The following is a 23,477-nucleotide window of genomic DNA, read 5'->3' as shown; positions in this document are numbered from 1 at the left end:
GCCAGTAATGGCTGAGGATAAGCAATATGGATAAGAAAGCTCTAGAAGCCTTCGCTCGCGAAGCAGCTAAGTCGATTAAGACTCCTTCTGATCTTGATGACTTTAGGAAAATGTTAACCAAGGTGACGGTTGAGACAGCCTTAAATGCTGAACTTAATGAGCACCTCAGTTACGAAAAAAACTCACCAACTAACGATAGTAACAGTCGAAATGGCTACTCATCTAAACGCCTAATTACAGACGATGGTGAGATCCAGTTAGAAGTCCCTCGTGACCGTGACGCGTCCTTTGAACCCAAGCTTGTTCGTAAACATCAAACCCGATTTCAATCGATGGACGACAAGATCTTAAGCCTATATGCCAAAGGAATGACCACCCGTGAAATCGTCGCAACATTCAAAGAAATGTACGATGCGGATATCTCCGCCAGTCTAATATCTAAAGTTACAGATGCTGTTTTAGAACAAGTGGTTGAGTGGCAATCTCGCCCGCTTGATACGGTCTATCCCATCGTTTATCTCGATTGCATCGTCGTGAAAGTACGCCAGAATAAACAGGTTATCAACAAAGCCATTTATCTCGCACTTGGCGTAAATATGGAAGGTCAGAAAGAACTTCTTGGGATGTGGATGTCCGAAACCGAAGGAGCGAAGTTCTGGCTTAGCGTGCTCACCGAACTTCAAAATCGAGGCGTGAATGATATCCTCATCGCGTGTGTAGATGGCCTGAAGGGCTTTCCTGATGCCATCAACGCTGTTTATCCAAAAACTCAAATTCAGCTCTGTATCGTACACATGGTGCGAAACTCAATGAAATACGTCCCATGGAAAGACTACAAGGCAATTACCGCTGACTTAAAAGAAATCTATCAAGCAACAACGGAAGATGAAGCCCTGTTGGCGTTAGAGCACTTTGGTGATAAATGGGATGAAAAGTACCCTCAAATCAGCCGCTCCTGGACGGCTCATTGGGATAATCTCAATACTCTATTTAGCTACCCTCAAGATATTCGTAAAGCTATCTACACGACAAATGCTATTGAATCTCTGAACAGTGTGATCAGAAAAGCGACCAAGAAACGTAAACTGTTCCCGACAGATGAATCCGCTAGCAAGGTGGTGTACTTAGCGATAATGGATGCTTCCAAGAGGTGGACAATGCCTATTCATAACTGGAAGCAAGCTCTAAACCGTTTTATGATTATGTTTGAAGACCGACTAACTGAATACTTGTAACTAAGAGCAGTTACACAGAATTATTTACAGGGTCTGCAGTGCTTAAGGTGGTCTTAATAACATAAAGCTCTATCAAACTACCCCCTTTTAGAACCAACTCATTGGATATTAATTATAAATTTGATGGCAGCAATTGTGGCTTATCGGCTTTAATGGCCCATAAACTCTGTTCGTTCGTCTTTGCACTCATATGATCCCATTTCAAACTCCCGACAGATCCAAGGCCGATTATCGTAGATTGTACACATAAACGTCTCTCTATCGAGCGCAGAGCACCAACCATCAGCCAAGCGTTTCATCGTTTCTCCGCCCCACTTGTCTACACTTAAATGCTGCGATGGTACTCCAGTATCAGTGATCACCATCACTTCTAAACGACAACAACATGCTTTACAAGTTGCACACGTGACTTCTGGTTCCGAGATATTTTTTATTGATATAGACATGGTTATCTGAATAGGCTTAGAAGTGGTTATTGTACGTTAGTTTAAGCGCTAAATACATTTAACACAGGCTTAATTATTGTGCTTTATGCAAATAGAGCCTATGGCTTTAGCCTTAGAGTCAACCAAAAGTAAGCTTAAGAATAACGCCGTTATAACGCGAGCCTTATTGCTCCATTATCGACCTACTCTTTTGACCATAGGGTGGTCGTCATTTAGCTGTAGTAAATCCCATAAATTACCATATAAATCTTCAAATACAGCTACAGTGCCATAATCCTGCACAGCTGGTGATCGGGTAAACTTAATACCTATCGACACCATTCGATTATAGTCTCGCCAAAAGTCGTCCGTATTTAAGAATAGAAACACCCTGCCACCAGCTTGATCGCCAACAAAGCTTTTTTGCCTTGGTTTTGATGCTTTAGCCAATAACAGCGCTGTGCCTGTTGAATTTGGTGGGGCAACCACCACCCAGCGTTTGTTTTGTTCGACTTGATAGGTATCTTCAACTAACTCGAATTGCAATTTATTGACGTAAAAATCAATGGCGTCGTCATAATCATCTACAACAAGTGCGATATGCATAATATTTTGTTTCACTAAATAATCCTATTTATTCAAAAAATAGTCAGCGAGCCGCTTACTTCAGCTAGCCTGAACCTGATCACTTTACCTATACCGCTTTTGTTTTAACAGTCATAAACTCGCGTTGTGTTACTCACTAGATGTAACTAGACCATATTTGGGCGTATACCACGTGAACGAAAAAACCACTGCTTTGCAACAGTGGTTCCTACTTAACTTTGTCGACACAAATCGCTTTTATACAATAAAAACAATATAGGGTGTTAACTTATTCTTTATCGCTTAAACATGTGCTATTTGGTAATGCTGACGATTGCCTCCAAGCCCCCCACTCATCTGAGCTGTAAGCTTTACTTGGTGACAACCCACCAACCACATACCATGCATTTGTGTATTCAAAACAATCAATGCCATCAATTACAATATTGCCTGCGTCGTTATATAGTTTACTAGAGTCCCAGTAGCCATCTTTAACAGGGAGCGGTGGCGTATGTGGGCCACTCTCAAATGTACATTCGCCAGATTCATTAATCTTAGACGTTATTTGCGCGCTTAGAGAGATATAAGTGTCATCTATTGTTGCTTTTAATAGTTGTAATGCGGTATTTGCCTGTTGGGTGCAATCAGCTACATTATCGCTGGTTTTTAACTGTATAAAAGCGCCATTTATATCAATAGCCACCCTGTTTTTAGCTAACACAAATTCATTTATATCGGCTTGACCTGCTTCATTGCTAGTTACTACTAGGCTAGTTCCTGAATACTCATTGTAAAAATAAACCTGTTTTTTACCGAGCTCATCATAAGGTCCACCTTCACCTAGCTCATAGATAGGTAAATTTACAATGATTTGCTCTAGCACTTTACCAAAGTCAGAACGGTATGAAATGACGCCACTGCTGCTGAGTGTATTGAAGGTCAATTGCGCTGCAGATTTAGCTTTTTCAGTAACAGCCGGTGAGTAGAACCCATAAGCTTCTAGAACATCTAAATAATTGCTAATATCAGACCAGCTAAGATCAGAATCATAGCTGGTTGCAGCGTGTTTAGCAGCCAGCGTCAATGTATTTGTTACATCTGGGATCTGTCTAATATACCGTGCGCCAAAATCATTCTGCTTTTGAAAGCAGGTCCAATCGTCTTCTAAATCTTCTTCTATTGCCACACAATGGTCAAATATCGCTTGTGTTCGTAACACTTGATCTTTCGCTGCATAAGGTCCGCGGTTGTACATAAATGACATTAACATGGATAACGCATCAGCATCATTCGAGCGTTGAATAAATAAGTGCATTGAATCTTGTGAAGAGTCGGAGCCTTGACTCCATGGTAATGAGCCACTGACTATCGCTAAAGCAGAACCGTTATAAAACCCGCTGCTAATAGATGAACCCAAGATATTACGTGCAGGCCCAGAATGCGAACTTAACACCGTCTGCGGCTCTAAGTCTTTATAAGGTAATGGAAATCCACCGCCCACAACCCCCTGAAGCTCTGCCCATGCACTTCCTGGGTACTCGATTTGTAAAACGCCATCATCTTCATCAACCCCAGCAGGTAAGTCTTTGCCTAGTGAGCTTTCTTGAAGACCTTTAGACACAAAATAACTGGGGTTCATTTGTCTTTCGAAATAATCACCAAATCGCTCGCCAGTTGCAAAAGGTTTAGTTAGATCAAAGGTACCGCTCTCCCCTTTTCTCAGTCCATATTGCATTTGTACACGACTAGACGCACTCGCATGAGCAAATGCAATAGCCCAAAGTTTATGCTCTATCATTGTTGCCGATGACGGCTTCCCTTTAACAGACAAATTGATTTCTGATCCGAATTCATTCTTTCAATCAATATTATAAAACTGTCCAGGTTTATTGCAGCCTGCTCTATCGATGTCATACCCTCCATCAGCAGTTTCAATAATCTCGCAATGATAATTGACCGTTACCTTATCCGCTAATGAAATGATGTAATCTGGGTTAGTGCCTCGCTGAGGTAATAATTGCTGATACTGTTCTAGACTAATTGTTTTAATCGCCAATGCATTTGTACTGAGCCCCAATAACGCATAGGCAGCAAAGTGCTTCTTATTAAAGATATCCATTTAGTTCTCACCATGTTTGTTGTTTTAAAGAACCCAATTAAGATAGCGCTGTCATTAGCGACAAACACCACCAACTCGAAATTGAATACAATATACTTTAGTTTGTATTTTAAAACTAACAACCTTCATATTTACCGTGTACGTAAAAAGTCAGAAAAGGTAGGTAGTGAAAAGACTTAAATTATTTCAATAAACAAATCAAATTAACACCAAGTTGGCTCTTATATCTTTTACTCCAAAGCTACCAGTTATGCTTATATATTAGGGCTAGCACCGCTGCAGGTTTTGCCTAAAAATTGTATTACAATCAGGTTTATTGAAGAAATTTTTTATCTGCATTCAGAGACTTCCAATGAAAAACCTCGTAATTCCTTGTTATTACGTAATAGTTTACTAAAGTTTAAGTGTTTAAATCAGGTGTTGGTACTCTATGCAGGCGGACGTTCCTTTTAACAAATACTTCTACTATATAGGCTCTGTTTGCTTTGCTTTTTATGCTGCTTTTCATACAGTCAGAGGAAACCCTTTAATTGCAATAATGTCATCGATTAATTTACTCGCGATATGCTATATTCTTTTTAAGTATAAAAAGAACCAATTAGAAATAAGCCATAACAACATTATAATTTCATTGCTTTCATTATCAGTTCTCATCGCGTGCTATGAGTTGGGCCGCTCAGGCATCATTTATATCTTCCCCCTAGTAGCTGGGTATATTTATTATTACAGCTCACGGACTGCGGTACTTTCGAGTATTACATTATGTGTCCTTGCATTATTCATGTCGTTGAATCACCTGCATTACGAAACAATAATAAGAACCACAGTACCCATCGCCATTACTGTCGTAATTAGCTTTTTATATACTAAAAAGGTTGAACATCACCAAACACAACTACGCCATATAGCCCGCAGTGACCACTTAACAGGCCTATATAACAGACGAAAACTGATTTCATGGCTCAAAAACAAAGAACACACTGTTAGCAATACCACCGGTCACCTACTGTTTTTATGTCTAGGCGTGGACAACTTTAAACACATTAATGATCAATATGGGCACGAATTTGGTGATAATTTATTAAGAAAAATTGCGGTTACGGTAGAGCAACAGCTAGCAGCCATGAACATTACAAATAGAGACACGGTAATATCACGGGTCGCTGGGGATGAGTTTGTTGTGGGTGTATATGGAAGTTTGCCTTACTCTCTGGTTAAGTCAATCAGTACTGAACTGCTAAAAAGCGTCAATAAAATAGAGTGCGTAAACGGGATTTCCCTGAGCGTTGATGCATGTGTTGGTTTAACCGCACGCTCGCGTCCATTCTGTTATGAACAAGTTATTAAAGAGGCGCATATCGCGATGTATGAAGCCAAAAAAGTGTCTAAAAATCAGATGCGCTTTTACTCATCGAAACTCGCAAAAAAAGTAAAAGAAAAACTCAACATAGTAGAGCTATTAAAAAGTGCACTCGTCAATGACGAGTTCTACTTGGTATTTATGCCTGTTTACGGCCCTACAGGTCATCGGATAACCGGCGCAGAAGCACTGATCAGAACTCATAACGATGCGTTATCAACCTATACTCCTGATGTTTATATCCCCGTAGCGGAAGAGCATGGGTTAATACATCAACTAGACGAAATGGTGATAAGAAAAGCATTCAAAACACTCAAACATAGCTCGTTAAACCAATTAGACACATTTTCATTAGCGATTAATATTTCATCACAGCAACTTAAGAATAAACACTTCCCTAAAATGGCTAACACCATGGCGCTTGAAGAGGAAATAGATCCTAATCAAATAGAGTTTGAGTTAACCGAAACAGCCCTTGTTGATTTTGACCAAACATCGATTGATATCATAAAACAAACAAAAACATATGGGTTTCGAGTGGCACTCGACGATTTTGGGACAGGTTACACCGCTTTTAGTCAATTACAGAACTTCCCGGTGGATACGTTAAAAATAGATCGTTCATTCACCTCTAACATTGATGGTAAAAACATTGATCAAGGTAAGATGGTTGATGTCATCCTTTCTTTGGCTCACCTATACAACCTAAACGTTGTTGCTGAAGGTGTAGAAAATTCAGAACAGTTAGACTATTTAAAACATCGCCATTGTGACTCTTATCAGGGCTATTATTTGTCAAAACCGATATCATGGCACGAAATGCTAGCACTAATTAATCATGAATCTACGTAAATAGACGTTACCTAGGTAATTAATGAATATAAAGTTTTTTTCGGATCTATCCTTATGTTGTAAAGAACAGCCTATTTTGATTAATAGGTATCCTAAGTATGCCGCATTCATTTTCTTCACAACAGCCCTGCTGATCAGTTACTTCCCATTTAAATATGCCTTTGCATCGCAATGGGGGTTATCTATTTCAGTATTACTCATAATTACAGTATTGGCACTTAATGCCGTTAAGCTAATGACTTCCCCTCTAACGATACTCAACAGCATTTTTATTGCTGTGATCGTTGGTGGTATGTTGACTTATCTTTCATTTAGTTCGCCATTAGCCGCAGGGATCTGGACATCTGCTTTTCTCGTCTCACTTTATTTGTTGTTCCCGTTTAAAATTGCCTGCTTAGTAGCTCTTTTTTATTAGTTTATCTTGTCTTACTCGACGGCCGTTCAGCTTACATTTGACATTGCTTTACGAACCATGCATTGTACTCATGCTGACCACCATCATCGTTAAAATCTATAACGATGCTATAAATACCGCTGAAGGTTTAGCAACCACCGATGTGTTAACCGGTGCACTCAATAGGAGAACAATGCTCGAAGTACTTAATAAAGAACATGAGCGAGTAATCCGTTACAAACAACAATGTAGCGTGGTCATGATTGACCTGGATAACTTTAAAACAATTAACGATACCTATGGGCATGCTTCAGGGGATGAGCTACTTGTCCAATTTGTAAATTTAATCCAAGATTCTATTAGAAAAAACGATTCTTTATTTAGGCTTGGAGGAGACGAGTTTATGCTTGTACTTCCTTGTTTGAACATTGCAGATGCTTATGCCTTTGTCGCTCGGTTACAAAAATTGGTTCCTCAGGTAGTAAATTACAAATCTGTTGAGCTTGGAATGAGTTTTGGTGTGTGTGAAATGCAAGAAGATGAAACCCTCAATGAGCTCATTCATAATGCCGATACGGCACTTTATCAAAACAAACTCGCCCGCAAAGCGCGTACTCAACTATAATTATGTATGCATTAATAAAATAAAAGCAATTGATTCGATAGGAGTATGCAACATGCGTAACATGAGGTTAATTGATACCTTAACGGTCCGTTTTTGAAAATCTCACATCTTTTTTGTATCGTAGCTTTGTTTGCATCGTTATGTGTCTACGCAAAGGCTAACGACGTTGAGCGTATATTAGATGAAGCTGAAGATTACCTAATTGTTAAACCATCTCGCTCACTCACGTTACTAAACAACATATCAGATTTATCATCAAACACTGATAACATCATAATGAGATGGCATATTTTAGCCCTTCGTGCATCTGTTTCTACAAACCAATTAGGCAATATGGAACACTCAATTAAGCAATTACTTATCTATAAACACTCCCGTTACTTTAAAGATAATCTCGTTACGATTTATAGCGCAATTGGAATATGGCTAAGACGCTCAGGGTACCCACATTACGCAAATATCAGCCTACATTGTGCTCTCACTTTTGCAAAGAACCCAAGGCATCGCTTAGCATTACTCAATAGTAAAGCCCTTGTGGCACGCGATTTAAAACAATACAAACATGCCCAATCTCTTTATGCTCAAGCAACACTTATAGCCAGTAAGCATAATAATAGAATTAAGCTTGCCACGATTGATAACAATTTAGGGGCGATTGCATTAGACAAAAAGCAATACAACTTAGCTGAAAAGTACTTTAAAAGTGCCCTAACTGGGCATCAAAATGAGGATAACCGTTCTGGGCACATCACCGCGGGATTAAACTTACTTTTCCTTTATTCATTACAAAATAAAACTTTTGACTACCACCGATTATATGATCCTATCTCATCCTTAACCAATGCATTTCCTAGTAGCGCAAAACGCGCATTATTGTTTTGGATACATACAACATACAATGCTAAGGGGGGCATTGTTACTGATAATCGCCTTCATAAGCGGTTAAAAAATGAGTTTGATCAGTTGGAAAGTCGCCGCGTTAAACAGCTCGTAAAAGTGTATCTAGCAGACCAACTCAATGTTGCTGTGAGTCTTCCTACAAAGTCGAAACCGCGAACAATCAACCTAAATAACATTAAAAGTATGCCCTTTTGTAATTGGAAAAACGCAAAACCTTAATAAATTAAGCGTTAAGGGCATACTTTTGATTACATGATTAGTTTGATGAGTTGTTTACTTTACTCAGATTGATTAAGTCAATAATTCCGATAACACAATATTATTGTTATTATCTCGGCTTCCTCTGATGATTTCATCGTTGTTAAACGTCACACCAGATTTAAGCAAGCGGTCATACAAAACTACATTTACGGTTGCGGCTAAGTTCATACAACCTTGTGTTGGCACATAGATCACGTCCTGACACATTTTTAACGACTCTTTCGTTAACGACCCATCTTCAGGACCAAACATATAGAATGCACTTTTAGGGTGAACGTATTCAGTCAATGGTTTTGCACCCTCAATCAATTCAATTGCGACGGGCGTCGCCCCTAATGGGATCATAGACTCTAAAGTGTCTGCACCAATCAGTGGAATATTCTGATAAACCTTTTTAGTGTCAGTAGCAAATTTACGCGCATTATCAAAGCGTTTTCCGGTGTAAAAGACAGAGTTAACTCCGTAGCAACCCGCAGCTCTCATTACCGCCCCAACATTACTTGGACTTTTCGGGTTAGTTAACCCTATACATGCAAACCCATTATCGAACATATATGCCTCTATTGCTTTGGTTTCTAGGCCAATTCTATCATTCAACCTAATGCAAGTATTTCACCCACATTAAAATATGCGCAAATTTACACTAATTTCCCCAATAGGTCGATAAGTATAGCCTTATCAATAAAGGCCCTGTCTGTGCTATGATCTTCTTATCAAAGATATAAAATGTACATATTAAAGATGAATTTAGACTTATTTTGGCAAATCATTACCACTGATGTTGAAATTGAAGATAAAAATAACCACCTAAAGTCACTATTAGAGAGCCTCTCTAACGACGATATTAAAGCGTTTGATACGCACTACAACGTACAACTCAGGCGCTTATGGCACTGGGATATTTGGGGCGCAGCATATGTAACATGTGGCTGTAATACAGAGTATGACTTTTTAGACTTTTGCAACTGGCTCCTAACTCAAGGCCCAGACGTGGTCGAGCGTATTATCACTAACCCCGATTCACTTAGTTCATTAGCAAAAATGCCATTAAAAGATGCGTTACCCTATCCATACTGCGATGAGTTAGATTTAGTGGCAGGCTTATTATACGAAGAAAAAACCAACGAAGAGCTGCCTTACCACAACGTAGTTAACTTTGCGCCACAAGGTAAAAAGTTTAAAAGCAAACCTAAGTTACTACAAAAAGAGTATCCAAACCTTTTTGATAAGCATTGGAAAAAATAACTAGTCACTCGATTAAAGCCGCTCGCTCTGCATGCACATAGCTTGTAGAGCGTTCGAGACTTACTCTTTTATTGGCAATTTACTCTAAGTTTTTGCATTCTTTGCTTATCGTCGAAAACGGAACGAATAAGCCGAGCTGTAGGCTTCTCAATCCATCTAAAAGATAAATAAGCAACACAGACGCTTGAACTCAAGAATAAAATCAACTTAAGTACAATTGGCATGTCAAATGTACTAATAAACTGAATTATTGGCATATGCAGTAGATATAAAGAGTATGAAATCCTCCCTAGAAAATCACCTACACGATTAGCCAATAGCCTATTATCATCAGGAACTAAGTAGATAACGCTAATAAACACTGCCGCCATAACTAATAACACTTCATAACTTAACCACATTCGCATTTTTGCGTCTGAAGTAATAGGGCTAAAGTGGGGGTACATTAAAGGGATAAGCAAAAGTGGAGCAATGAATATGTTTTTTCGCAAATACGGTGGCACATTTGCCGACTTATAATGCATCCCAATCAAAACACCCACTAAAAAATAAGGCAAACTTCTCACAATATGGAAAAAGTTGTAGGGAATACCGTCAAAATCACCATGTATACGCGGAAAGTTAGAGAAAAACAGCACTATCAGTACTACCGTTACAATCACATAAATATAACCAGACCGCCAGCTCGCAATTTTCCATAGTCCAATAAAAATAACATAAAACTGTATTTCGGGTGCGATGGTCCATAAAACACTTTCACCATAAATAAACAATAAATGTGCAATTAAACTTTGCACCTCTGTTATTTCATATAGTCCCGTATGTCCAAAATAATACATCGAATAGGAGCAGGCAACTACTAACACATAGAGCGGCACAACCCTAGCCGTTCGTGAAATGACATAACGTTTTATATTCTCTTTATTTGCCTTTTTGTCAAAATAAAGGTGAGACATCAAGAAGCCACTTAGTAAAAAAAACAACATCACGCCATATTGTCCAGCTCGCCCCCCTAATGCGCCATCAAGCCACCCGGTTACATCGCTAAAGTGAGTAATAAGTACAATACTCGCGGCTATTGCCCGCAACGTATTAAGCTTACGAATATCCATAAAACAACCCATTCTTATCTGATTCATTCCAAATTCATGCCGAAATTATCTCCATACCAGATAGCAGTGCACATAAATTTGGGGCTCGTTATGGTAACAGCTTAAGTGTAAGGCTGGTATATTTTACCCTATATAAATCATAAGCATATAGTTGAAGGTAGCTACAACAGGGGAGTTAACTTATAACCTCAGTCGTGAATAAAGCTAAATCGTTTTAATTAGCAGGGTATCGTTTAGGAGATAGGTTATCTAGCTAGATATGATGTTACTTTTAGCGATATCACAACACTAATAAATTTTTTACTTATAAGCCGAGTCGTCAAGCACTTTATAGTTATGATTAAAGCACCTAAAGTTAACTACAAAGCGGTCAAAAGAGGAAAGTACTTTTATAATAAAGCTGGAGATACTTAGTCTTAAATGAAGGCTCTAAAAACTTGCCAACCCTTCTTGCCAAGAGCCTTTAATTCATAAGGAGAGTTAATTCACTCTCCATAAGCGATGTATTTAACTACGTGTTATCGCTAATAATGCGTTACCACTCTCTCCATCGTGACATCTTCTATCGCCACTGTCACGATTCTCAATAACTAAAGTATACTTGGTCTGATTTTGTTCACTCTCACGAATAGCATTAAGCACAGGACCAAGCAAATAGCTTTGCTCCGGATAAATAATGACAGGTTCGTTCTGAAAATTACTTAAACTTCTATTGTACTTTACTTCGAATGCATTATTTCCAACTGAGTAAACCGACTGAACATAACCAGTACACGTGAAGATAACCGCATGTGATTGCGCTGCAAAAATCAACGCACTTGCCGCAACAGCTCTAATATATCCTTTCATTTGTTTTCCTTAATGTATATTAATCCAGTACCGTATTTAGTACTGAATTAATATAAATACAGAGTATTAAGGTTTTATAAATAATACGTGACAGATTAATTATCTAATTAGCTAAAATTATTTTTAGCATGCGACGTAATGGCTCAGCGGCACCCCATAATAGTTGGTCGCCCACCGTAAACGCACTGATGTATTCTGGGCCCATCGTTAGCTTTCGTATACGGCCTACGGGTATATCGAGCGTGCCCGTAACATTTACTGGCGTTAACTCCTCCGCAGTTTGTTGACGATCATTTGGTATCACTTTAACCCAGTCATTATGAGAGGCTAATATACGCTCAATTTCATCTACAGGTAAATTAGCTTTGAGTTTTATGGTCATTGCTTGTGAATGACAACGCATTGCACCAATACGCACACATAAGCCATCGATAGGAATAGGAGACTTAGATGAGCCAAGAATTTTATTTGCCTCAACTTGAGCTTTCCACTCCTCTTTCGATTGGCCACTTGGCATGGGTACGTCAATCCAAGGGATCAAGCTACCAGCTAACGGCACCCCAAACTGATCTTTAGGCAAATCATCCGCTTTAATCTTATTGGCAACAATTTTATCTATCTCTAAAATAGCCGAAGATGGATTAGCTAACTGTTGTGCAACCGAGCTATGGATTTCACCCATTTGTGTGATCAGTTCACGCATATTGCGTGCCCCAGCGCCAGATGCAGCCTGATATGTCATAGGGCTAACCCATTCAATAAGGTCTTGCTCGAACAGTCCACCGAGCGCTATCAGCATCAGAGACACAGTACAGTTACCGCCTACAAATGTCTTAACACCTTGCTCTAGGCCTTGTTGAATAACATCCTTATTAACCGGATCTAGTGCGATAATACTGTCGTCAGCCATTCTAAGCGCTGATGCTGCGTCTACCCAATAACCTTGCCAGCCTGTTTCACGCAATGTTGGATAGACCGATTTAGTATAGTCTCCACCTTGGCATGAAATAATAATGTCCATCTGTGATAAAGCACTCACATCAGTCGCATTTAGCAATGGTTTTGGTTCACAAGCAAAATCTGGCCCTAACTGACCTGCTTGAGAGGTAGTGAAAAAATGTGCATCTATATTATTAAAATCACCCTCAGCTTGCATTCTGTCCATTAATACAGAACCAACCATGCCACGCCAACCAACGAGTCCCACTTTATTCATATTCTTTACCTTTATGTAATTAATTTAGAGTCATTGCGTGAGTCTAGACGTCTAAAAGTATCAAATTACGAAGAGGACTTCTAGCGTTTCTTTAATGCATAAAAGTTATTTCATATAAGAACGCAAGCAACGCAATCATGGAGCTGTTTGACTAATTAGAAGGTAAAGGTAAAAAAGCGTAATGATGAAGCTTACACATTGAATTTATTAATTATAAATAACATCAAACAAGGCACAAGTAGCACTAAATAAAAAACCCCGCAAAGCGGGGTTTGGATACAACATGTAAAGGTTGTCCCAATCAAGCGCCAGTAGCGCAAAAAAAGAACTCGGGTCTCATTACTTGGTAGAAGTTATTATTATATCCAAGCGATTTGTACATCTTAAGTTAACAAGATGACAATGACATTAAGCATATGAACTTAATGTTTATTTTTAATGTGACGTACTATACAAAAGAAGGTTGTACTAGTCCATTTAAAATATGAATTTAATTTAAAAATATAGGGATTTTTGATTAGGGTCAAAAAAGCCGAGTATGAGACTCGGCTTTTTAACCTTTCTACCGTTAAGATTTAAAACTCGTAACTGTAGCTTACACTCAAGGCTGTACCTGACTCTTTATTTCGCACAGCATAACCAGATTGTGTTACTTCTTGATTTTCACCTAGTAAGTTCTTAACTTTAAACTTCACTTTAGAGTTAAAATCAGGATACCAAGTATAAACCATATCAAGAGAATGGAACGGCTCCTCAAACGCATCTTCGCGACCACCAATACCTGACGCCAAAATTCGCTCACCAAACACATTGTAAACTAGAGAACCACTATGTTGGCCATCGGCCGAGTCATAGTTCAATTGTAAATTAACAACATATTTTGAGTGACCCGTCATTCGTTTGGTTGTGTTGCTTAGGTTACCTGCAAACGCAGGGTCAATTGAGACTTCGGAGTCACTTAATGTAATGTTACCAGCCGTAAATAAGCCACTGGTGACATACGATAAATCATGCATCCACTCGGCTTCAATACCGTAAACTTCACCCTCATCACCATTCACAAATGTCGCAGTATAATCCTCGTCACCCACTTTTAAAATTGTTTCAATAGGCGCTGTTATATCTTTGTAGAATGCTGCAACAGAGAAATTGTCCCCGTTATCCATATAATACTCAAAGCGCGCATCATAGTTCTTCAAATCACTGCTTTTTAAGCCAGCAACACCGAACGTTTTAATATCTGTTAGCGGGTCAAAATACGCAACAGCAACTAATTCCCTCAAATCTGGACGAACTACGGTTTCCCCATAACCAAATCGAATTTGATAGTTATCATCGGCCAAATACGTTAACGATAGCGCACTGAAGAAATCATCGTCATTAACTGTGCCCGCTTCTATTTTATCAGCGTCGTAAAATATACCCTGAGTTATTCGGTCAAAAATCAGACTTGAGGTACCAATAGACACTTGTTTAAAGTCTTCATAACGAATACCGCCACTCACACGCCAGATATTGTCAAAGAATACATCAAATTCTAAATAGCCAGCATCTATTTTTTGCGCCGCAATGTAATCATCAGCACTTGGTGCTGTTGGTTCGTTAAAGCTCAATAAAAAGTCATTGTTACCAACAAATTCGTCGTTAAGGTAATCGGTTAAGCCAAGCAATCCATCCTCAGAGTTTATCGGAATTGATATACCAGTCTCATTATTCACGACAAAACTTGAGGTGTTATAAACCCGAGCCCTGTCTGTAAAGTCATATCCTGCTTTTAACGTAACTTCTGTTTTACTAAACGTCAGTGGTAGCGTTACATTACCACTGTAAGACTTCACATAGTCTTCCATATCCGTAAAATTGTAAGTAACACGATTATCATCACCAGTTACAATCGAGCCTTCGTATTGGCCCGCTTCGTTATAACTGTCAATGAACTTGTAATCAACATTTGTCGGAATATCTGTCTCAGCTGTGGACTCAGTGTACTGCCAGTCAAAGCCAATACCACCAAGATCTAAAAATGTATGTTGACCAATTACTTGATCAATATCGAGTGTTCGCTCTTCATAATTAAACTTGTGTTGCCTTTGTGCCTCGCCTGTGCCAAAAACGGTTCTAACAGTACTGCCGTTAGGGCTTTCAAGCACGGCAAGCTCAAGTTCATCTTCATTATCTTCGAGGTAAATCTTCGAATAGGTAATGCTGTGCTGATCTAATTTATAGCCGATATTAAACACGCCATTAATGCGCTCATTTTCTGTCGTCACTTTGGAGTTTTTAACGCTAACATAACAAGAGTTAGAGGCATTTTCGGCACTATTTAATGACGAACTACAGCCATCTTGTAAAGAGTCGTCGACTACCGCAGTTCTGCGGTCACTGTAGTTCCAATCCTTATCATAGGACGCGGCTAACATCGCGCCGATTGTGCCACCAAAATACGGTTCTTCAAAGCTGTCACCAATATTTGCTTTTATATCGTAGTTAGGCGACAAGGACTCTTCTTTTACTGTAATGTCTCGTGGCAACGACAGTAACAAGGCTTTATTTACTTGAGTAGCTTGATCAGCACGCGTTTGCGTATCTGTTCCAGTTAACATATCTTTATCTACGATCGCGCCTAAGCTAAAATCGCCACGATATCGAACAACCCCCTGCTGCAATGATTCAGGAATACCGCCCTCACCCCTGTCATAGGTAAAGCCGTCAGTTGCATTAGAGTTTTGACCTACACCAATTTCAATACCTGCTGTAAATTCAGTAGGAACAGATTTAGTTCTTATATCTATGTTACCGCCACCAAATGCTGCAGGCATAGATGGAGAATATGCCTTTTGTACCGCTAAACTTTCGATGATACTGGAAGGGAAAATATCGAGTGGTACAACATTACGGGTCAAATCAGGGCTCGGAACCGATGCACCATTAAGTCTTGCACTTGAGTATCGTTCACCCAAACCACGTACATACACGAACTTGCCGTCTACGAGCGTCAAACCTGTTACACGACGAAGTGCTGATGCAACATCGCTGTCGCCAGTTCGAGATAACTGCTCTGCGCCCATAATGTCGGCAACGAACGCTTGATTTTTACGCTCTTCAATTACCGCCGCCGCACTGCCTTGCAAGCGATTACCAACAGCGACAACCTCTTCAATAGTTTGATCTTCTACTGCGAAAGTTGGCACTGACACACCGACCATAAGCGTAGTACTTACAGCAAGCGCTATTTTTTTTAGTTTAATGTGTTTATTCATTTTCATTCCTGCCAAAAATCATAAAAAAGGCGCAACGACTGCGCCTACTTTTTTGATAACAACCTAATTTTTACAATTAGTCGTTGTTAGCAGCCGTTACTGCTTTTTGAACCCACTTATACCAATCGCTTGATGTATCAGCGCTAGATACTGCACCGATATAGTTAACAGGCGTAAAGAAGCTATCATTTAACGTACTCAAGTCGTTCGCTTGCACTGTAATTGCAGTAGATGCAGCGTTTGTAGAAAAACCATCTGCTGCTAACACATCTTGTACGCCATCAAGTACTAAGCTAGACCCTGCATTTTTGAACCACTCTTCTTTCACTTCACCATTTGGTAGTGGGTCAGAGCCAGACTTAAAGTTACTTACACAAGCCATAACCGAGTTATGAAAGTTCAAAGTATCAGCTTCGGCGTTAGCAGCTGCATCTGAGTCTTTAAACTCTATACAATCAGTACCATTAGCGCCTTCAGATTTAACAAACAAAGCATTGTAATATTGGCTCTTAATCGCATCATCAAATTTAGCAGCTTGCGAAGGATCATTGTCTCGGATTGACTTACCGTCTGTGGTTACAACCGTTACATTGGCAATGTTTGGGTTAGAAGCTGGTACTTCACTGTAGTCATCGCCGCCATTCTTCTCACCATCAGTCTCAAAACCATTGTTACCCATAAAGCCTTCCGTACCTGCTGGGATTAGCGCTGGATTGCCGTCTTCATCTTGGTATGTTACGTCTTTCTTAGTTTTGATTGTGCCGTGCTGGACATAAATAAACTGGGCTTTACCTTGCCAACCTGCATCAATGTCAATCGCATCATCTTGTGTGTCAGTAACAACAATATTTTTGATTGTTGATGCGCCACCAAAAAACTCTATACCATCATCAAAACCCTGATGAACGTGAATATATTCGAAGCTTGAACCAGAACCAACAGCATTAAGTGTTAATGAGTTTAAGTCATCTCCCGGGCCACCATCACGAGGACCTGAACCTGCATACCAAATGTTAGCGTATTTAATATGGCCACTACCATCTGTATTGTCAGAACCACCGAAATGGCTAGAGATACCCTCGGCATCTGCATTACACGTATTTTCAGCGCGCTGTGCATTCGTACATTGGTTTGTTAAGCCTTTACCATTAATAATAATACCGCCCCAATCTGCAAACTGTGGTCCAATGTTCGCCAAATCAAATGCTTCAATGGTATTTGCTGACGTAAATGAGATAGGCTTTTCCATTGTACCAATCGCATCAATCTTCGCACCACGTGCAATACGAATAATCGCTTCGCCTGATGTAAACGCAAGGGTTGCACCTGCTTCAACTTTTAATGTAGGACCAGTATCTGGAACCGTACAGCCTGTTGTTGTGTTACAGTTTTTACCAATTTGTAATGCACCTTTAAATACGTGCGCGCCGTCATTTTCTAGGTCTGCAAAAGTAACGTCAGATTCAATCTCTAAGTTTTTGCCGGCAAAGTCTGTTCCATACACACAATGCGGTGCTTGGAAAGTACCTTGTACTTCAGTGCCAGAGACTGTGCGAGATGTACACGGATTAGTAGGTGTAACAGGGTCAGTAGGATCTGGAGTTGTTGGAGTGTCGCCTGTGTTCGTGTTGTTTGTTGTATTGTTTGAGTTATTAACACTTGTGTCATTCACTGTCGGTGTTACTTCAATATCACCACCACAACCAGTAAGTGCCATTGCTGCCACAATTGCTGATACTTTAAAAACGTTTTGTAATTCCATTGCTAACTCCAATATTAGAAATATAAATTTATTATTTGTGTGTTTAAATCTGATGCGGCTAAGTTAGATTAAATAAATGACAATCAGGTTACAAAAATAAAGTGTCATTAAAAGTTAATAAACATTAATTTAAAGTTATATATCAATTAAATAGTGAAAACGAAAAAAGCCACGCGAAGGTGGCTTTGGTGTTGCGATTATAAATTTACAGTAAAGCTTGCTTTAATGTATCAGCATGCAGCTTTTCTTTTTTGACATACTTGATCCATTGTTTTGCGAGTCTCGATGACTTTTTATGCTTTTCTGCTTGCTCGAAAGCCAGTATAGATGCATCAAAATTAGTCAGATTATACTGGGCCATTCCCAAAGCGACATAAGCATTTGCCTCAAATGTTAGATCTCCTTTGTCTAAAGCACTTCGCGCTGCATCGGCGGCTTCATCGTATTGCTCTAGGTTTATGTACACTTCGGCTAAACGCTGATCAAAGTTTCCATGCTCTGATTGGTCGCTGGCTTTTTCAAAATACGGTATTGCACGTTCTTCCTCTCGAGCTTGCACGAATGCCTCTGCAATAAACGAGTTATTTTTAGCATTATTTTCGACAACTTGAGACTTTTGACCTCGTTGTAACACCTTTGCAGCTTTGTACGTCAACCCATTGAACATATAAACTTGTGCCAACTGCATATGTTCTGATCGAGACCTCACAAACCCTTGCTGATCGGCTGCTTCAAATATCGCTAATTGTTTCTGCTCTTCTCCTGTTTCCCCATACATACCTGCAAGTTGGATCCAGTAATTTGGTTTATTGTATAAATTAACCATTTTTTCAAGTACTAATACTACTTCAGCAGGTTGATTTAATGAGTAATGTAGAGCTCTTTGTAAAACCAGCCAGTTCTCTTTTGGTATATCGCCCTTGGATTCAGAAATTGAAATCACAGAGTTAATATACCCTAATGCTTTCTTATACTCTTTTAACTGATAATGAACTTGCCCTCTGAGAGTATAATATGACTCAGGGATTGGCTTATTATTTATTTTATCCCATGAGTCTAAATACTGACTGACTTTATTGTAGTCAGCGTTAGCCATCGCTAATTGTGCAAGACTAAAGGTAGTCGATAAGCGAAGTGATTCTGGGATCCCCTCTTCCGCTACCACCAATTCAAATGATTCAATCGCTTCAGCTAAGTTATTTTCGTTATAATAAATAAATCCATAAAAATTATACATCATGGCTATTTCATACGAGTTCATACTAGAAGCTCTGTCTTTTATACTATCTAGTGCTTCAAGCCCAGCTTGTACATCTCCATCATCAGCTAACTTTTGAGCACGAGCGAGCTGACTATATACCTTTTCTCTTAGCGCTGGGACACGCTTCGTTTTGGTTTCTGCATAAGCCACACCAATATCACTAATCGGTGTGATGGATAGCATAGTGGGTCCAATAACACCTGACATAACTAGGGCACTGAACAGCGCTAATTTTTTAAAATTCTTCATAATCGCATCCTCACTTCAAACACATTAACCACTGATTTGGAATGATATTTTATTCTGTACACCCGCCACTTCCACAGCCTCACCATTGACGACCCGCGGTTTGTACTTAAACTTCAAAGCAGCGTCTAGGGCAGCTCGGTCAAAAATAGACTCCGGCTCTGCATTAATAACTTTAGGCGCTCGAACAGTGCCGTTTTTAGTCACTATAAACTCTACAATCACATATCCTTCAATACCCCGAGATAAAGCACGACGAGGATAAACAGGTGCAACTTTAACAATCGGTAAATATTCGCCATCGCTCGATTCTAGTGCAAGCCCCCCAGCCAGATTTACATCAGCCTCTACATTTGCACTGAAATCAAAGTCTGCACCCGCAGCATCGAGATTAGTACTTTGCATTTGCGGCGCGTCCATCGGTGGTGGCGGCTCTTTTGGTGTAGGTGGTTTTTGTGGCTTTCGCTCTTTCTTTTGTACCGTCTCTTCTTTTTTCAAACGAACAAAATCAAGTACATTTCCTTTGACAGGTTCAGTCATTGCCCCTTCCCCGCCTTGGATAAGCGCTTGCATACCCAAGAACAAAAAGAAAGTAACAACACCTGCAACGACAAGTGCTATTAAATAACGCATGGCTTATGATTCCTGTGCTGCAATTGACACATCGAAGGCACCCGCTGCACGAGATGCATCCATCACTTTTATCAGCATTTCAGTTGTCGCTTTTTTATCAGCCTGAATTACAACACTGCCTTGTGGGTTTTCTGCCTTTAAACGTTCAATGTTGGCTTGTACAGCGCGCACATCAATTTGACGCTTGTTGATCCAAATTTCACCTTTATCAGAAATCGCTACCAATATATTTGCTCGCTGCTTTTTTACCGCCGTTGCCGCTTCAGGGCGATTCACGTCTATTCCTGCTTCTTTGACAAATGATGCTGTCACAATGAAGAAAATAAGCATGATAAACACCACGTCTAACATGGGTGTCATATTTATTTCTTCAGCTTCTTCTTCTTGAAATACTTTTGCTAATGGGGCTCTCATAACTTTCTCCTTTACTTGACCAATTAATGGTCAAGTAACATTTTATCTTCTAGTAACTCAACTTCGCGCTTCGCTTTGCGCTGAAGATAAGTTGATGCGAATACACCTGATAATGCGCCGACCATACCGGCCATCGTTGGGATTGTGGCTTTTGAAACGCCTGAAGCCATTGAACGCGCACTACCACTTCCCGTGATTGCCATCACATCAAATACTTCAATCATCCCGGTCACCGTACCTAACAATCCAAGCAAGGGGCACAATGCAACCATTACATTAATGTAGGGTAAGTTTGCATTAAGCCTAATACCTACCCGTGAAATTTGTGCTTGGCGGATCTGCTCAGCATTCCAACTATTGCGTTCTTGTCGGTTTACCCATCCTGCTAAGACATCTTTTTTGTATGTCCTATACCGCCCGAACAAGAACATGAATCGCTCTAAAATCAACAGCCACATAGCGAAGATAATTAGACCGATGATCAGGAGAACCTGACCACCTGTATCTAAGAACTCTCTGAGCGTATTGATTGCTTCAATCAATAGCACCACGATTACGCTCCTTTTTCGCTACGCTCTGCAATGATCCCAGCGCTTTGTTCTTGAAGGATTAATAATAGGTTTCTTGAACGCGTATTGAGTAAGGTATATAAGAATACTGTTGGAATGGCTACAACCAAGCCTAATACCGTTGTAACAAGTGCCTGTGAAATACCACCAGCCATTAACTTCGGATCACCCGTACCAAATAAGGTAATAGCTTGGAATGTATTGATCATACCTGTCACTGTACCCAATAGGCCGAGTAACGGCGCAACGACGGAGATTATTTTAATTAGCGTTAAGTTACGCGTAATTTTTGGCATTTCACGTAATATCGCTTCGCTCAACTTAAGCTCTAAAGTGTCGTACGCGACGTTTGGATATTGCTCTTTAACTTTCATTACGCGCCCTAGTGGATTGTCTTCACGAGCCACATCATCTTTAAGCTGGCGGCGTATTTTTGCGCCCATGATCATTAATGAAAAGAATCGCTCTAACGCAATAAGTAGTGCTAATACACCTACGCCGAGAATAACGTACCCTACCGCACCACCTTGATGTACTTGTTCTTCAGTATTTGGCGCTTGAACAAGTAACCCTAAAATTGAGCCACCGGTTGGGTCAAGTGCAAACGCAGCTGTACCCGCCGTTGTTGCTTGTAAATGTGCTGCAGTTTCAGTGAATCGTGATGAAGGCTGCCGAGTTAACTCAGACGTTGTATTAGTCACTGGGTTATACGTTAAATATTTACCATCAGCGATTAAGTTAAAGGCACCAACTCTTACAACCTCTTTAGTTACTTTACTGCCACCAGCAACGATAACTTCGCTGTTATAACGTGACACTTTACCCTGCTCGGTCATTTCACGTTGTAACTCGTACCACACCTTTTCAATGTCTTCTATAGACGCTAAACGAGATGATGAGCCCATCTTCTTCGCCATTTCATCCATAAATGCGCTTCTGCCTGGGATTTGTGCAGAAACAACTGACGTTTGGAATTTATTACTAGAGTCGCCCGCCACTTGTTGCAATACGCCGAACAGCTCTTTTAATGAACCCATACGCTTAGATAACGTATCAGTTAAGTTTTGTAACTGAATTTCATTGCCTTCAAAAGAGGTTTCTAGTCGCTCTGAACGACTCAGCTCGCCATTGCGTTTATTTGTCAGCGCATTTAACATCGCGACTTGCTGATCTTGTTTATTACGAAAATCAGCTTCACGTGCTTTGTTTTGTTCAGTTTGAACCGCTTGACCTTGCTCGAGTGTTTTTAGCAACGCATCTAGATTAATGGCTTCTTCTGCAAATGCAGTCGTTGATAGTGTCAATGTGGCTGCCAAGATTGCTTTTTGGCTAAATTGCTTTAAAAATTTCATCTTGGACCTCTTATTTAGATGCGTGGACAGGGAGAGTAAGCATATCTGGGGCAAGTTGTTTACGAGCTATTCTTAACCCCTTGTTGATCTGGCTGATCGCCGTGTCATCAACCGCAACAAACTTTTGTGCTTGTTGGTTCCAACTGCCTGCATGACTGCCATCTTTTGTCACATAAAGCAGCTCTAACCGACCAATTCGCAAAAAGTCGACTTCACGCTCTTGTCCATCTACATCTAATAAGCTGGTATAAGCTTCAATGGTGCGTCCGTAATCCACTTCTACTTGGTACGCTTCAACGACACGGCGGAACTTTTCACTTGAGGTAACGTCGGCACGTTCCATCATATTTTTCAAAGTACTTACGCGATCTGCGCGCTCTTTTGCTAAAAATGGCACATCAAGCGCCACAAATTGCTCAAGGCCAGTGATCATACGTAACATTAGTGGTGTAATTTGACGCTCAATAACAGACACCTGATCCATAGAAGCATTAATTGCTGCCATCTCTTCAAGTTGGTTGTTAATTTGTTTATCTAGTTGTGCGTTGTAAACCGCTAAGCCATCAATTTCTTTGTTTAACGTCTTGAACGTTTGTAGACGTGATTGCATTGAGTCTGAAATTGAATTAATTTTTGTTTGAGTCTTTTGAGCTGATTCGTTAATCGCATTGCTCTTATCTATGACTTGGTTTAAGTCGTTCGCTTGGACGCTTGCTGTCGTTGCAAGTACACTTGCAAGTAGCAGGGGTTTAACGCACTTCATCGCATACACCTTAGGTTTATCTTTATTAAGTTGCGAGCA

At 40.0% G+C, this 23,477-nt stretch carries 22 protein-coding genes; 6 read left to right on the top strand and 16 right to left on the bottom strand.

The annotated features are described in order from the left end of the window. Nucleotides 1-26: 26 nt before the first annotated feature. A complete protein-coding gene (locus PCIT_RS20985) occupies nt 27-1,235 on the top strand; it encodes an IS256 family transposase (RefSeq protein ID WP_192992833.1) in 1,209 nt (402 codons plus the stop codon). A 149-nt stretch (nt 1,236-1,384) separates the two neighbouring features. On the opposite strand, the gene PCIT_RS20980 is transcribed toward PCIT_RS20985, so the two are convergent. From PCIT_RS20980 to PCIT_RS20965, 4 genes are all read right to left on the bottom strand, one after another. After that, nucleotides 1,385-1,681: a YkgJ family cysteine cluster protein gene (locus PCIT_RS20980; RefSeq protein ID WP_084622633.1), complete on the bottom strand. Its 297-nt coding sequence runs from the start codon at nt 1,679-1,681 to the stop codon at nt 1,385-1,387. A gap of 174 nt (nt 1,682-1,855) precedes the next feature. After that, on the bottom strand, nt 1,856-2,281 hold the full coding sequence (locus tag PCIT_RS20975) for a VOC family protein (RefSeq protein WP_010361976.1): 426 nt from the start codon (nt 2,279-2,281) through the stop codon (nt 1,856-1,858). Nucleotides 2,282-2,534: 253 nt separating this feature from the next. Further along, on the bottom strand, nt 2,535-4,043 hold the full coding sequence (locus PCIT_RS20970) for a hypothetical protein (protein WP_010361975.1): 1,509 nt from the start codon (nt 4,041-4,043) through the stop codon (nt 2,535-2,537). Nucleotides 4,044-4,103: 60 nt separating this feature from the next. Then, nucleotides 4,104-4,364, bottom strand: a complete 261-nt coding sequence (locus PCIT_RS20965) for a hypothetical protein (protein WP_010361974.1) — start codon at nt 4,362-4,364, stop codon at nt 4,104-4,106. Between the two features lie 781 nt (nt 4,365-5,145). On the opposite strand from PCIT_RS20965, the gene PCIT_RS20960 reads away from it, so the two are divergent. The 4 genes from PCIT_RS20960 (at nt 5,146) to PCIT_RS20945 (ending at nt 8,714) form a co-directional block, all read left to right on the top strand. Further along, nucleotides 5,146-6,576: a putative bifunctional diguanylate cyclase/phosphodiesterase gene (locus tag PCIT_RS20960; RefSeq protein ID WP_162144406.1), complete on the top strand. Its 1,431-nt coding sequence runs from the start codon at nt 5,146-5,148 to the stop codon at nt 6,574-6,576. A gap of 22 nt (nt 6,577-6,598) precedes the next feature. Next, nucleotides 6,599-6,991: a hypothetical protein gene (locus PCIT_RS20955; protein WP_010361972.1), complete on the top strand. Its 393-nt coding sequence runs from the start codon at nt 6,599-6,601 to the stop codon at nt 6,989-6,991. A gap of 70 nt (nt 6,992-7,061) precedes the next feature. After that, nucleotides 7,062-7,595 (top strand): GGDEF domain-containing protein, encoded by a 534-nt coding sequence (locus PCIT_RS20950; protein WP_010361971.1) that lies wholly within the window; start codon nt 7,062-7,064, stop codon nt 7,593-7,595. 93 nt (nt 7,596-7,688) lie between these two features. After that, entirely contained in the window at nt 7,689-8,714 is a 1,026-nt protein-coding gene (locus PCIT_RS20945) for a tetratricopeptide repeat protein (RefSeq protein WP_010361970.1), read from the top strand. A gap of 72 nt (nt 8,715-8,786) precedes the next feature. Here the strand turns inward: PCIT_RS20945 and PCIT_RS20940 are convergent, their stop codons facing one another. Next, nucleotides 8,787-9,308 carry an RNA methyltransferase gene (locus PCIT_RS20940; RefSeq protein ID WP_021032221.1) on the bottom strand — a complete coding sequence of 174 codons (522 nt, stop codon included), beginning with the start codon at nt 9,306-9,308 and terminating at the stop codon, nt 8,787-8,789. A gap of 174 nt (nt 9,309-9,482) precedes the next feature. On the opposite strand from PCIT_RS20940, the gene PCIT_RS20935 reads away from it, so the two are divergent. Next, on the top strand, nt 9,483-10,001 hold the full coding sequence (locus tag PCIT_RS20935) for a DUF4240 domain-containing protein (RefSeq protein WP_010361968.1): 519 nt from the start codon (nt 9,483-9,485) through the stop codon (nt 9,999-10,001). A gap of 68 nt (nt 10,002-10,069) precedes the next feature. Here PCIT_RS20935 and PCIT_RS20930 read toward each other — a convergent pair whose 3' ends face one another. From PCIT_RS20930 to PCIT_RS20880, 11 genes are all read right to left on the bottom strand, one after another. Next, the gene (locus PCIT_RS20930; protein WP_010361967.1) at nt 10,070-11,113 is read right to left on the bottom strand and encodes an acyltransferase family protein; all 1,044 of its coding nucleotides are present in this window, start codon (nt 11,111-11,113) and stop codon (nt 10,070-10,072) included. A 507-nt stretch (nt 11,114-11,620) separates the two neighbouring features. Further along, entirely contained in the window at nt 11,621-11,962 is a 342-nt protein-coding gene (locus tag PCIT_RS20925) for a hypothetical protein (protein ID WP_010361966.1), read from the bottom strand. A 103-nt stretch (nt 11,963-12,065) separates the two neighbouring features. Next, nucleotides 12,066-13,178 (bottom strand): aspartate-semialdehyde dehydrogenase, encoded by a 1,113-nt coding sequence (asd, locus tag PCIT_RS20920; RefSeq protein WP_010361965.1) that lies wholly within the window; start codon nt 13,176-13,178, stop codon nt 12,066-12,068. A 575-nt stretch (nt 13,179-13,753) separates the two neighbouring features. Next, complete coding sequence (locus PCIT_RS20915) at nt 13,754-16,438, bottom strand: TonB-dependent receptor domain-containing protein (RefSeq protein ID WP_010361964.1); 2,685 nt, start codon at nt 16,436-16,438, stop codon at nt 13,754-13,756. A 76-nt stretch (nt 16,439-16,514) separates the two neighbouring features. After that, nucleotides 16,515-18,200, bottom strand: a complete 1,686-nt coding sequence (locus PCIT_RS20910; protein ID WP_010361963.1) for a hypothetical protein — start codon at nt 18,198-18,200, stop codon at nt 16,515-16,517. A 205-nt stretch (nt 18,201-18,405) separates the two neighbouring features. Further along, nucleotides 18,406-19,710 (bottom strand): tetratricopeptide repeat protein, encoded by a 1,305-nt coding sequence (locus PCIT_RS20905; protein ID WP_010361961.1) that lies wholly within the window; start codon nt 19,708-19,710, stop codon nt 18,406-18,408. A 24-nt stretch (nt 19,711-19,734) separates the two neighbouring features. Further along, the gene (locus PCIT_RS20900; RefSeq protein ID WP_010361959.1) at nt 19,735-20,340 is read right to left on the bottom strand and encodes an energy transducer TonB; all 606 of its coding nucleotides are present in this window, start codon (nt 20,338-20,340) and stop codon (nt 19,735-19,737) included. Between the two features lie 3 nt (nt 20,341-20,343). After that, nucleotides 20,344-20,754 carry an ExbD/TolR family protein gene (locus tag PCIT_RS20895; RefSeq protein ID WP_010361958.1) on the bottom strand — a complete coding sequence of 137 codons (411 nt, stop codon included), beginning with the start codon at nt 20,752-20,754 and terminating at the stop codon, nt 20,344-20,346. A gap of 23 nt (nt 20,755-20,777) precedes the next feature. After that, nucleotides 20,778-21,305, bottom strand: coding sequence for a MotA/TolQ/ExbB proton channel family protein (locus tag PCIT_RS20890; protein WP_010361957.1), 528 nt, complete (start codon nt 21,303-21,305; stop codon nt 20,778-20,780). Nucleotides 21,306-21,307: 2 nt separating this feature from the next. Continuing rightward, nucleotides 21,308-22,675: a MotA/TolQ/ExbB proton channel family protein gene (locus PCIT_RS20885; RefSeq protein WP_010361956.1), complete on the bottom strand. Its 1,368-nt coding sequence runs from the start codon at nt 22,673-22,675 to the stop codon at nt 21,308-21,310. A gap of 10 nt (nt 22,676-22,685) precedes the next feature. Then, nucleotides 22,686-23,438 (bottom strand): DUF3450 domain-containing protein, encoded by a 753-nt coding sequence (locus tag PCIT_RS20880; protein WP_010361955.1) that lies wholly within the window; start codon nt 23,436-23,438, stop codon nt 22,686-22,688. Nucleotides 23,439-23,477: the final 39 nt, after the last annotated feature.

This window comes from Pseudoalteromonas citrea (genome assembly GCF_000238375.3).
Taxonomy (GTDB): Bacteria; Pseudomonadota; Gammaproteobacteria; order Enterobacterales; family Alteromonadaceae; genus Pseudoalteromonas; species Pseudoalteromonas citrea.
Note: the sequence above shows the minus strand (reverse complement) of the source record. Positions and strands in the feature narration are given on the sequence as shown.

Bases quoted from the DNA above. Each gene is read 5' to 3' on its own strand.
- PCIT_RS20985 (WP_192992833.1), top strand. From the start codon at position 27: ATGGATAAGAAAGCTCTAGAAGCCTTCGCTCGCGAAGCAGCTAAGTCG.
- PCIT_RS20980 (WP_084622633.1), bottom strand. From the start codon at position 1,681: ATGTCTATATCAATAAAAAATATCTCGGAACCAGAAGTCACGTGTGCA.
- PCIT_RS20970 (WP_010361975.1), bottom strand. From the start codon at position 4,043: ATGATAGAGCATAAACTTTGGGCTATTGCATTTGCTCATGCGAGTGCG.
- PCIT_RS20965 (WP_010361974.1), bottom strand. From the start codon at position 4,364: ATGGATATCTTTAATAAGAAGCACTTTGCTGCCTATGCGTTATTGGGG.
- PCIT_RS20960 (WP_162144406.1), top strand. From the start codon at position 5,146: ATGTCGTTGAATCACCTGCATTACGAAACAATAATAAGAACCACAGTA.
- PCIT_RS20955 (WP_010361972.1), top strand. From the start codon at position 6,599: ATGAATATAAAGTTTTTTTCGGATCTATCCTTATGTTGTAAAGAACAG.
- PCIT_RS20950 (WP_010361971.1), top strand. From the start codon at position 7,062: ATGCTGACCACCATCATCGTTAAAATCTATAACGATGCTATAAATACC.
- PCIT_RS20940 (WP_021032221.1), bottom strand. From the start codon at position 9,308: ATGTTCGATAATGGGTTTGCATGTATAGGGTTAACTAACCCGAAAAGT.
- PCIT_RS20935 (WP_010361968.1), top strand. From the start codon at position 9,483: ATGTACATATTAAAGATGAATTTAGACTTATTTTGGCAAATCATTACC.
- PCIT_RS20930 (WP_010361967.1), bottom strand. From the start codon at position 11,113: ATGGATATTCGTAAGCTTAATACGTTGCGGGCAATAGCCGCGAGTATT.
- PCIT_RS20925 (WP_010361966.1), bottom strand. From the start codon at position 11,962: ATGAAAGGATATATTAGAGCTGTTGCGGCAAGTGCGTTGATTTTTGCA.
- asd (WP_010361965.1), bottom strand. From the start codon at position 13,178: ATGAATAAAGTGGGACTCGTTGGTTGGCGTGGCATGGTTGGTTCTGTA.
- PCIT_RS20915 (WP_010361964.1), bottom strand. From the start codon at position 16,438: ATGAATAAACACATTAAACTAAAAAAAATAGCGCTTGCTGTAAGTACT.
- PCIT_RS20910 (WP_010361963.1), bottom strand. From the start codon at position 18,200: ATGGAATTACAAAACGTTTTTAAAGTATCAGCAATTGTGGCAGCAATG.
- PCIT_RS20905 (WP_010361961.1), bottom strand. From the start codon at position 19,710: ATGAAGAATTTTAAAAAATTAGCGCTGTTCAGTGCCCTAGTTATGTCA.
- PCIT_RS20900 (WP_010361959.1), bottom strand. From the start codon at position 20,340: ATGCGTTATTTAATAGCACTTGTCGTTGCAGGTGTTGTTACTTTCTTT.
- PCIT_RS20895 (WP_010361958.1), bottom strand. From the start codon at position 20,754: ATGAGAGCCCCATTAGCAAAAGTATTTCAAGAAGAAGAAGCTGAAGAA.
- PCIT_RS20885 (WP_010361956.1), bottom strand. From the start codon at position 22,675: ATGAAATTTTTAAAGCAATTTAGCCAAAAAGCAATCTTGGCAGCCACA.
- PCIT_RS20880 (WP_010361955.1), bottom strand. From the start codon at position 23,438: ATGAAGTGCGTTAAACCCCTGCTACTTGCAAGTGTACTTGCAACGACA.